We start from the raw sequence: 10,743 nt of genomic DNA, 5'->3' as shown, positions 1-10,743 counted from the left end.
ACTTCATGTACAACCATCATTTTAAAGGCGAAGCTATAATCACGTTGTGTGCGTTTAACTCGTTGTTCTTGTGCATGTTCCATAAAATAAGTCTCTTAAGGTGTAAACTTATTTCAGGACGGGACATTACTTAGATATAAAAAAGCCCCTTGTTAGGGGCTTTTTAGGCTATTCAGATTAGTGATCTGAAGCACCTGAGATACCAATACCAGTTTGTGAACGTACATACTGTGCATCGAATGCTTTACGCTCAGCTTGTGCTTGCGCTGAATTATCAGTCACAGAGAACAACCAGCAGCAGATGAATGCCAATGGCATTGCAAAGATTGCAGGACCATTGAATGGGTTAACTGGTGTTTCAGAGATTGCAAATGTATCTACCCAAACTGCTTTAGACAATACAATGAGAATCACAGCAGTTGCTAGACCAACCACACCACCAATCACCGCACCACGCGTCGTTAAACCTTTCCAGAACATCGACAATACAAGCACTGGGAAGTTTGCACACGCTGCTACAGAGAATGCCAAACCAACCATGAATGCAACGTTTTGTTTCTCGAACAAGATACCTAAAATCATTGCGAAGATCGCAAGACCTAAAGTCGCGATTTTAGACATACGAAGTTCAGATTCTGGCGTTGTTTGACCTTTCTTGAATACGTTTGCATACAAGTCATGTGAAATTGCTGAAGCACCTGACAATGTTAGACCTGCAACAACTGCAAGAATCGTTGCGAATGCTACCGCTGAAATAAAGCCCATGAACAAATCGCCGCCCAATGCATCAGATAAATGCACCGCAGCCATGTTGTTACCACCAACAAGCTCGAGCTTGCCAGTTACCGCCATTTTCGCTACATCAAGGAATTGTGGGTTGTTTGAAACATAAAGGATCGCACCAAAACCAATGATGAAAGTCAGCAGGTAGAAGTAACCAATGAAACCTGTTGCTACAACCACTGATTTACGCGCTTCTTTGGCATCTTTTACTGTGAAGAAACGCATTAAGATGTGTGGTAGACCTGCTGTACCGAACATTAATGCAAGACCTAGAGAGATCGCATCAATTGGGTTTGCAGCCAATTTACCAGGCCCCATAATGTTTGCAGCTTCAGTTAAAGATACATCATGTACTTTAGAGAAAACTTGGATCGATTGAGTGAACATTTCAGAGAAGCTGAAGCCTACGCCTTTCATGACCATGAATGCCATGAAAGTTGCGCCAGAAAGCAGCATTACAGCTTTAATGATCTGTACCCAAGTTGTTGCCAACATACCACCGAAGATTACATACGCCATCATCAGTAGACCAACGATCACAACCGCAATGTTGTAGTTCAAACCGAATAGTAATTTGATCAACTGACCTGCACCCACCATCTGTGCAATCAGGTAGAACGCGACAACCACCAGCGAGCTTACTGCTGCAAGTGTACGGACAGGTTTCTCAGCCAGACGGAATGACACCACGTCAGATAAGTTGAACTTACCTAAGTTACGCAGACGCTCAGCCACCAAGAACAGTACGATTGGCCAACCCACCATAAAGCCCAATGAATACAGCAAGCCGTCAAAGCCAGAGCTGAATACCATTGCGGAAATACCGAGGAACGATGCTGCTGACATGTAGTCACCGGCAATCGCTAAACCATTTTGGAAACCCGAAATACCACCACCGGCAGTATAGAAGTCTGCAGTGTTCGTGGTTTGCTTCGCTGCCCATTTTGTAATAAACAAAGTCAAACCAACAAAGATTGCGAACATGATAATCGCATGCCAGTTGGTTGCTTGTTGTTGTGCTTCACCTAAATCTGGTCCTGCCATTGCCATGCTTGACATGAGCAGAGCGGGAGCCGCCAGTGCTGTTGCTTTCAATGAATTCCATTTCATCTTAGTGAAGTCCTTTTTCTTGAGTAATTGCTTCTACTTCACGCATTGCTTCTTCGTTTAATGCATCTAATTTATTATTTGCAATGTACGAATACACACCACAGAGTAGGAATGACAATACAATAATGCTCAAACCTAATGGCATACCAATCGTGGTTACACCACCACTCACGGATTGCATCAAGAACTCTTTGTTATAGCCCACAAGTAGCATGAAGCCGACATAGACCACCAACATGATGATCGTCAAAGTCCAGCTCAACTTACTTTTACGGCTAACCATTTCCTTAAATTTTGGATTCTGTAGAATTTGTTCTACCTGTCTCTCATCCATAATGTTCTCCTTACGCCGAACCTTGGCGCGCAATTTTCTAATTCGAATTATTTCGAAGCTAAACTTACCAATGTTCCTTATCTCTTGTAATTTAGACTTTGGTCGTTAAATTTTGAGCAATAACCTCCCTAAGCCTATGGATGCGTTATCATTAAGCGAGAATTAATATGCTGCAGGCTCTATGAATAGTTGGCTTATCGTCGGGGTATTGGCCCTTTACATCGCATTACTCTTTGTATGTGCATTCTTTGGTGAAAAGCATGCCAGCAGGCTCAGTACTCGCGGCAGAATGCTTCTCTTTAGTCTAACTTTAGGGGTTTACTGTTCATCTTGGACGTTTTATGGCGCAACAGGTGCCGCGGTTCGTGAGGGCATTATTTTCCTGCCGATCTATCTAGGACCGCTGCTATTTGTTGCGCTCGGCTATGATATTTGGCGACGTTTAGGCCGTGTCCGTCAGCATCATGCCATTTCATCGATTGCCGACTTTGTAGCAGCACGATATGGTAAAAGTGGCCCCTTAGCGTCATTAGTCACGATCCTTGCCGTGATTGCCATTATTCCCTATTTAGCCTTGCAACTACGTGCAATTGCCCTAAGTGCAACGGTCATTTTAGAACCGACCGCTGGTCTGACCAGCACCACCAATAGTGTGCTGTTTTTGACTGGTGTATTGGCGATTTTGGCGATGATGTTTGGGACACGACAGATTGCCAATACTGAACAGCACGGCGGCTTAATGTTGGCTGTGGCATTTGAGTCTTTCGTCAAGCTGTTTGCACTACTTGCAGTCGCATTTTTCTTTGTTTTTGAATCACCTGAAAACATGGCTCAAATCAGCCATGACATCAACACCACCTTTAAAGATGTTCAGCTCAAAGGTGTGCCAGAAAGCTTTTGGATTCAAACTTTATTGGCTGCATTAGCGATTATTTGTCTACCACGTCAGTTCCATGTCGCGGTGGTTGAACTGCGAGATGAAAAGCATATCCGTGGTGCTCGTCGTTGGTTTGCCATTTATCTGATTTTAACCATTATCGCGATCATCCCGATTGCCAGTTGGGCGCTGCATGCAGCACCTGCCTACTTGGCAATCCCCGATGTTGCCGTGCTCTCACTGCCTTTGAGTTATAACCAAGACTGGTTGACCTTACTTGCGTTTCTCGGTGGTTTTTCAGCATCGACAGGTATGCTGTTGGTGTCGTCAGTGGCCTTGTCGATTATGCTCAGTAATGACTTGATCATGCCTGCACTGTGGCGTACACGCTTATTGTCACGTCATGACAAACGCCTACCACTCGTACTGAAATTCACACGTCGTGTATGTATTTTAGCGGTCATGTTATTGGGCTTCTTGTTCTTCCATTTCTTCAATGACATTGACCAATTATCGGTATTTGGCCTATTGGCCTTCAGTGCTGTGGCACAGTTTGCACCGGCGTTAATTGGTGGTTTATATTGGCGCGGCGGAAGTAAGCAAGGCGTATATGCAGGTCTGTTGGTCGGCTTTGGCATGTGGGCTTATACCCTGTTATTACCAACCGTATTGCGTAGCCTGCCTGAACAATTTAAAACATTTACCGAAAATCTTTTAAGTCAGGGTCCGCTAGGCTTGAGTTGGTTACGTCCTGAAGCACTGTTAGGGTTTGAATCTTTCGATCCACTTACCCATGGCGTAGTTTGGGCACTGGGTTTAAATATCACCCTCTATATTTGGATTTCCCGCGTCTTCCGTCCAAGTGTTGCCGAGCAAATTCAGGCCGAAAGTTTCTTTTATTATGAAACCAAGCCCCTCCCGGCTCAAAGTACATCAAACGACATCAGCTATATTCACCATGATGTGGCACGCTTAAAAGTAGGTGATCTGATTACTTTGGCAAAACGCATTACCGGTGAAGGTCCAACTATGCGCGCCTTCAACCAGTTCTGCGCACAAAACAATGTCGTTTTGAATGAAAATAGCAGCGCCAACGGCATGTGGTGGCGTTTTACCGAACAGTATCTTGCCGGCACCATCGGTGCGGCATCTGCCCGTACCCTACTCACCACAGCCATGGTCAATAATGGTTTAGCACTCGGTCAGGTCGCCAATATTCTTGACCAAGCCTCACAGTGGCAGCGCTTTAACCAAAACCTGATCATGACCATGATCGACCATATGACTCAAGGTGTGTCCGTGGTTGATGAAAATATGTGTTTGGTGGCATGGAATAATCAATATCTCAAACTGTTTGATTATCCAAAAGACATTGTCTATGTCGGTTGTCCAATTTCAGACTTGATTCGTTATAACGCTGAACGCGGCGAATGTGGTCCCGGTTCAGTCGAAGAACATGTGCGTAAACGTATGCATTGGATGCAAGTCGGCAGCGCACACGAATTTGAACGGATCCGTAAAGATGGCCGTGTAATTCAGATGCGCGGGAACCCAATCGAAGGCGGCGGTTTCGTGACGACCTTTGCCGATATTACTGCATTCCGTGAAAATGAAGCCTTGCTTGAAGGCCGTGTGCAAGACCGTACCCAACAGTTGGCAGATGCCCTGTCTGAACAACAATTGGCACGTGAGCAAGCCGATAAAGCCAATATGTCGAAAAGCCGCTTTATTGCTGCCGCAAGCCATGACTTATTGCAACCGATGCATGCTGCGCGTCTGTTTAGTACCGCCCTCGAGCAAAGCGTACAAAATGACGATGATCTTAAAACGCTTCAGCAACTAGATCGTGCGCTGCATGGTGCGGAAAGTATGCTCTCTGCCCTATTGGACATTGCACGACTCGAAGGTGGAACCATTCAACCAAAACGTCAGCCTTATCCGCTGCATGACTTACTCAGTGATCTTGAACTGCAATTTAAATCGATTGCGGCACAGCGTAATATCAAACTGACCGTACACGATGCTCAGTTTTGGATTGACACCGACCCACAGTGGATTCGTCGTATTATTCAAAACTTCGTCAGCAATGCCCTACGCTATACGGCGCGTGGTCGTGTTGTGGTGGGTGTGCTACGTTCAGCACGTCCAGGACATATTCGTATTGGCGTTTGGGATACGGGTCCTGGAATCGCGGAAGAACAGCGCATTAAGTTGTTCCAAGAGTTCGAACGCTGTGGACATACCTCTCCTTGGGGCGAACAGGGTCTGGGCTTAGGTTTAGCCATCGTGCAACGCATGACCAGCCTACTCGACTACCCAGTGCATGTGTTCTCAGAACTTGGTCATGGTTCGTGTTTTATGATTGAAGTGCCTGTGGTCGCTGCGCCAAAAGTGGTCGCTGCACCGACTCAAGCGGTTCCGCTGAAGACCAAAGCCTATAAGATTCTGTGCTTAGACAATGATGAAACCATTTTGGAAGGGATGTCGACCTTACTGACCAAATGGGGCTATCAAGTCTTTAAAGCCACTGAACCTGAACAGGCCATGGAGTTGATTCAACAAGAAAATATTCAAGTTTGGTTGGTTGACCAACACTTGAATAACAACAAGATCGGTCTCGACTTTATTTTAGATAACCGTCAGGAAAATGTCCCTGTGGCGCTGATTACCGCAGATTCTGATCCTGAACTACCGCAACGTCTAAAAGAGTTAAACATCGTCTTACTGAAAAAACCATTGAAACCGGCTTCACTGCGTTCATGGTTATCTGGTTTAAAAATTTCAAATCAGTAGCGTTGTTACAGGACATCGCTCTGTGAAAAGTAGCCCATTTCATTCACATGAAATGGGCTTTTGTTTACCTTGCTTTTACTTAAACTTACCTAACTGGCAAAAAAATTTGTCTTAGCGGCAAGATCATTCAAAATAGCCCCGATATTTCGTCTATTTATTAGCCATAAATATCAAATTTTGATTGCCTATGGCAAAAGATATCGAATGCGTGAGTGAACACTTGTACACTTAGTTACAATTAAAAATCTATTTGATTTAAATCATATTTTTATAACCAAAAATAAAAACTAAAACTTTAGTCGTATATTTAGCTGCGGCCGTTCGTTTTAAAAATATTCATAAGAAGTTGATCAGTTTCAAGCCAATTCAAGAAGCGTCATAACTCAACACTTGAGAAGCTGATCTCCCCCGCATATTAGGAGTGATCTTGTGAATATTTCAGAAACAATGCCGCATGGTTTTGATCAAAATCTACAGTTTCATCGTCAGTATGGTGCCAATGCCATTTTGCCAGAGATCGATTGGCGTCAGCTATTTAAGTTCAGCAAATTAAGTGATGTGCAAGTCGAAGCGCTGGAAACGCTCTATCGCAGTGCCGTTCCTCTCGCGTTACAAGTGTTTGATGAACTGAATTTTGATGTCTTTGCGCCGAATGCCTACAAACCTCAAGGCCTTGGCTTATTCGATCGACTGGCAGAGCAAGAAGACCTACTGCTGCAAAATTTAGAAGCAGAATCCAATGGCTTGGGTTTGGACACCCGTCATCAGATTTGGAGCATGCTACTGCGTGGTGGTGCGGTTTTGGTGTTTAAAGCGTGGCTCGGTAAAGTCAAAACCGACAAAAACCAGCTGGATAAAACACAGTTTGATGAATTATCTGATTTACTATTTATTAAAACAGCGCCATTTGAATTGGCACAACGTTTAAATGTCGATGCCAACTCCAAGCAAGACCATATCTTCCTGATGTATGACAATGATGTTTATCTGGATCGTTTTAACAGCTTAGAAACTGCAGCCCTATTTGTGGATTTGGGTGTTTATGATGCGGCTTTCCTGAGTTTACGTGATGACCGTGTCGCGGATTATCTCAAAGCGCGCGGCTATGTGTCCGATGAACAAATTGATGAATTACAATGTGCGCTCAACCCTTTGTACTGTACCGATCTGACGCCTAAGCAAGACTATATTGCTTAAGTTATTGTTGAAGTTGTTTATATAAGGTATTAACTGATGTTACGCAGTAACATCAGAAGCACAATTTGATTCAAATAAAAGAACGATACGCGGTAACGTCATCCGCAAGTGTTTGAGACAGGACGACTTCTAATCACAAATGTTTTTGCGATACTTTGAATAATTTGGCGCAAGTGAACGAGTTTTGCGGATGACAATGGTTTTGGGTACTTTTGCCGAAACAAAAGTACCTCCAGCCGAAGGCTGATCCCTTTATTTAATCCCTAGATGTAAGACTCCGTCGAACTGACTTAAAAATCATTTTAAAAATGCGAAATTACTTTTAGGTGCGTAATATCAGTTATTGGTTTAATTCGCATTGTTCTATCGCTTAAACAGCATAAAAAAAGACCTCCACGATGGAGGTCTTTTTTTTGAAAAAATCCTTAGATTTTCTTTTCTTCAATATTCAATGCATTAATTGCCAATACAGCTTGAGTTCGGTTTTGTACGCCCAACTTACGGAAAATTGCCGTTACATGCGCTTTAATAGTTGCTTCAGACACATCCAACTCATAGGCAATTTGCTTATTCAACAAACCTTCTGCCACCATCATTAACACACGGAATTGTTGCGGTGTTAAAGACTGAATACGTTCTGCCAATGCTGTTTCATCTGCAGCACGTGGGTCAAAGTTCATGTTGGCAGGTAAATTTGGTGGTAACCAAATCTCGCCTTCTAAGACTTGACGAATCGCTTCACCAATGTGGCTTGGATGTGCAGATTTTGGAATATAACCCATCGCACCATGTGCAATCGCACGTTGGATAATCGACGCTTCTTCATGCGCAGAGACCACAATGATTGGAATCGATGGATATTGCGCGCGAATATGCACCAAGGCAGAAAAGCCTGAAGCACCCGGCAAGTTTAAATCCAATAACACAAGATCAGGCTCAGGGCCATTTTCAAGACGTTCATAGCATTCATTGACTGCTGCAGTCTCATGAATTTGCGCCTGAGGCAAACTATAACGAACCGCCTGAATTAAAGCATGACGAAACAGCGGGTGATCATCAACGATTAAAATATTCATAAGCAACGTGAGAGATCTTGTGCACAATGACCCTATTCTAACCACACATGCTATGTGAAGGATATGCAAGAACTTATTTTTTTGCATTTAAAATGTAGATTTTCACCTAAAATGCGTCTTTTTTCGCATTTTCTATAAATCTTTAAATCTAATCATATTTTCATATAAATTTTATCAACACAGTAAAAATGCTTATATCTAAGCATTATATGCTGAAATATCAACAGTTTAAAATTTGAAATTTCACGAATCTTGTGGTTTTTCCAACATATCTAAAAATCAGATAACTTTTCTGATTTTCGTTATTTTACAGTGATCCACCCATCAGGATTAATAAAAGGCATTCCGAGAAACCACACTTTTAGGTTTAAAAAATGTCTCAAGTTAATCTACAAAAACCCCTGAATATTGCTGCTGTGTCAGGTGGTCTAAACAATCCATCTAAAACTGAAGCTTTGGTACAAGCGATTGTTGATGAGCTCGGTGATGCGACTCCAATCAATGTGCATTTTATTAAGTTTAGCGAAATTGGCAATTTATTAGGTGGGGCGATTTACCGTAACCAATTGCCACAACGTGTACAAGACGACCTTGCTGCCGTTGAAGCTGCTGATGCACTGATTGTTGGAACACCAGTTTACCGTGCTTCATTTACAGGTCTGTTTAAACACTTCTTTGACTTTGTCGAACAAACTGCCTTGGTGGATGTACCTGTCTTGCTTGCAGCTTCGGGTGGTTCTGAACGCCATGCTTTAGTGCTTGAACATCAACTGCGTCCATTGTTCAGTTTCTTCCAAGCGCAAACATTACCGATTGGGGTCTATGCAACAGATCGTGATTTCACCCCTGAATACACCATTCATAGTGAATTACTCCGTGACCGCATTACTTTAGCTGTAGCACGTGCGCTGCCGATTTTGGAATGGGCTCCAGCCAAAGGTCAGCGTGCTGAAGTGGTGAAAGCCAAGTCTCAACAAGCCAACCAAAACTTGGGCATTAATAAACAAATCGAGCAAGAAGAAGTCCTTCCTTCTGCAGCTGTTCCAAGTTTGGATGCCGCTGAAGCTCGACTGCATAGTAAAAAGCCAAAAACACAAGTGGCCTAAACACCACAGCATAACAATTCGATCCCGAGGGTTTGCAAAATGTCAGTACAAGAAAAAAACATTACATTTGCGTACTGGGTACCAAACGTCAGTGGTGGTTTGGTGGTCAGTAATATTGAACAGCGTACCGATTGGAGCTATGACTATAACGTGCGTTTGGCACAAGCTGCAGAAAAAAGTGGCTTTGATTATGCGCTGACTCAAATTCGTTTTACAGCAGGTTATAACGCAGAGAATCAACACGAATCGGTTAGTTTCAGCCATGGAATTTTGGCCAAAACTGAAAAACTCAAAGTCATTGCAGCGATTTTACCTGGCCCTTGGAAACCAGCTCTGGCTGCGAAACAATTGGCGACCATCGATCATCTCACCAATGGCCGTATTGCGATTAATGTCGTGAGTGGTTGGTTCCGTGGTGAGTTTGATGCGATTGGAGAAGAATGGCCCGAGCATGATCAACGCTATGCGCGCTCTGAAGAATTCATTCGTAGCCTAAAAGGCGTATGGACGCAGGATAACTTTAGTTTTGATGGTAAATACTATCAATTTAAAGACTATACCCTATCTCCAAAACCTGTGCAAAAACCGCATATTGAAATCTTCCAAGGTGGCAGTTCACGTGCAGCACGTGACATGGCATCACGTGTTTCCGATTGGTACTTCACCAACGGCAATACCCCTGCTGAGTTGAAAAAGCAGATCGATGATATTCGTGAAAAAGCCAAGGCCAATAACCATCAGGTCAAAATCGGGGTGAATGCCTTCATCATTGCCCGAGATACGGAGGAAGAAGCCCAAGCGGTGCTTCAAGCTATTATCGACAATGCCAATACTGAAGCGGTCAATGCCTTTGGCGATGCAACTCGTGAAGCAGGTGCATCCACAAAAGAAGGCGAAGGTAACTGGGCAAAATCTACTTTTGAAGATTTGGTTCAATATAACGACGGCTTTAAAACCAATCTGATTGGCACGCCACAACAAATTGCCGAACGCATTGTGGAACTCAAAAGTGTAGGTGTCGATTTGGTTCTCTCAGGTTTTCTCCACTTCATTGAAGAAGTGGAATACTTTGGCGAAAAAGTGTTGCCACTGGTTCGTGAACTGGAAGCTCAACAGCAGCAAGTTGTGCAGGCTAAATCAGCATAATTGTTGATGCAGTCACAGCTCATGTAATCAGCATAATAATCACAACCGGCTCACTTCACTTTCCTCCCCTAAGGCTCGGCTTAGGGGATTTTTTATCTCGAGTCCCATTTAAAGATATGCTTTGATTCTAGAAAATGAGCTAACCTGACAAAGAAAAAGCCCGACATCCTGTCGGGCTTTTTCTATATGGATACTGTCCCGTCCTGAAATAAGTTTACACCTTAAGAGACTTATTTTATGGAACATGCACAAGAACAACGAGTTAAACGCACACAACGTGATTATAGCTTCGCCTTTAAAATGATGGTTGTACATGAAGTA

At 43.4% G+C, this 10,743-nt stretch carries 7 protein-coding genes; 4 read left to right on the top strand and 3 right to left on the bottom strand.

Translation table 11 applies throughout. The features are described 5' to 3' along the window. Positions 1-177: 177 nt before the first annotated feature. Together FTU37_RS15490 and FTU37_RS15485 are read right to left on the bottom strand one after the other, a co-directional pair. Positions 178-1,893: a cation acetate symporter gene (locus FTU37_RS15490; protein ID WP_168379421.1), complete on the bottom strand. Its 1,716-nt coding sequence runs from the start codon at positions 1,891-1,893 to the stop codon at positions 178-180. Position 1,894: 1 nt separating this feature from the next. Continuing rightward, positions 1,895-2,227 (bottom strand): DUF485 domain-containing protein, encoded by a 333-nt coding sequence (locus FTU37_RS15485; protein ID WP_078190540.1) that lies wholly within the window; start codon positions 2,225-2,227, stop codon positions 1,895-1,897. 181 nt (positions 2,228-2,408) lie between these two features. Between FTU37_RS15485 and FTU37_RS15480 the strand changes: the two genes are divergently transcribed. After that, positions 2,409-5,897, top strand: coding sequence for a PAS domain-containing hybrid sensor histidine kinase/response regulator (locus FTU37_RS15480; protein ID WP_168379420.1), 3,489 nt, complete (start codon positions 2,409-2,411; stop codon positions 5,895-5,897). 447 nt (positions 5,898-6,344) lie between these two features. Beyond that, a complete protein-coding gene (locus FTU37_RS15475) occupies positions 6,345-7,094 on the top strand; it encodes a hypothetical protein (protein WP_171525947.1) in 750 nt (249 codons plus the stop codon). Positions 7,095-7,519: 425 nt separating this feature from the next. Here FTU37_RS15475 and FTU37_RS15470 read toward each other — a convergent pair whose 3' ends face one another. Beyond that, positions 7,520-8,170: a response regulator transcription factor gene (locus tag FTU37_RS15470; protein ID WP_078190543.1), complete on the bottom strand. Its 651-nt coding sequence runs from the start codon at positions 8,168-8,170 to the stop codon at positions 7,520-7,522. Positions 8,171-8,544: 374 nt separating this feature from the next. On the opposite strand from FTU37_RS15470, the gene msuE reads away from it, so the two are divergent. Beyond that, positions 8,545-9,276: an FMN reductase gene (msuE, locus tag FTU37_RS15465; RefSeq protein ID WP_168379418.1), complete on the top strand. Its 732-nt coding sequence runs from the start codon at positions 8,545-8,547 to the stop codon at positions 9,274-9,276. A gap of 39 nt (positions 9,277-9,315) precedes the next feature. Beyond that, positions 9,316-10,422: a dimethylsulfone monooxygenase SfnG gene (gene sfnG, locus FTU37_RS15460; protein WP_078190545.1), complete on the top strand. Its 1,107-nt coding sequence runs from the start codon at positions 9,316-9,318 to the stop codon at positions 10,420-10,422. Positions 10,423-10,743 lie beyond the last annotated feature (321 nt).

Origin of the sequence: Acinetobacter sp. YH12097, assembly GCF_013419225.1 — a bacterium.
GTDB lineage: Bacteria > Pseudomonadota > Gammaproteobacteria > Pseudomonadales > Moraxellaceae > Acinetobacter > Acinetobacter amyesii.
The sequence above is the reverse complement of the archived record's forward strand: the minus strand, read 5'-3'. Positions and strand labels throughout refer to the sequence as shown.

Coding starts and splice junctions, on each gene's coding strand:
- FTU37_RS15490 (WP_168379421.1), bottom strand. CDS start 1,893: ATGAAATGGAATTCATTGAAAGCAACAGCACTGGCGGCTCCCGCTCTG.
- FTU37_RS15485 (WP_078190540.1), bottom strand. CDS start 2,227: ATGGATGAGAGACAGGTAGAACAAATTCTACAGAATCCAAAATTTAAG.
- FTU37_RS15480 (WP_168379420.1), top strand. CDS start 2,409: ATGAATAGTTGGCTTATCGTCGGGGTATTGGCCCTTTACATCGCATTA.
- FTU37_RS15475 (WP_171525947.1), top strand. CDS start 6,345: ATGCCGCATGGTTTTGATCAAAATCTACAGTTTCATCGTCAGTATGGT.
- FTU37_RS15470 (WP_078190543.1), bottom strand. CDS start 8,170: ATGAATATTTTAATCGTTGATGATCACCCGCTGTTTCGTCATGCTTTA.
- msuE (WP_168379418.1), top strand. CDS start 8,545: ATGTCTCAAGTTAATCTACAAAAACCCCTGAATATTGCTGCTGTGTCA.
- sfnG (WP_078190545.1), top strand. CDS start 9,316: ATGTCAGTACAAGAAAAAAACATTACATTTGCGTACTGGGTACCAAAC.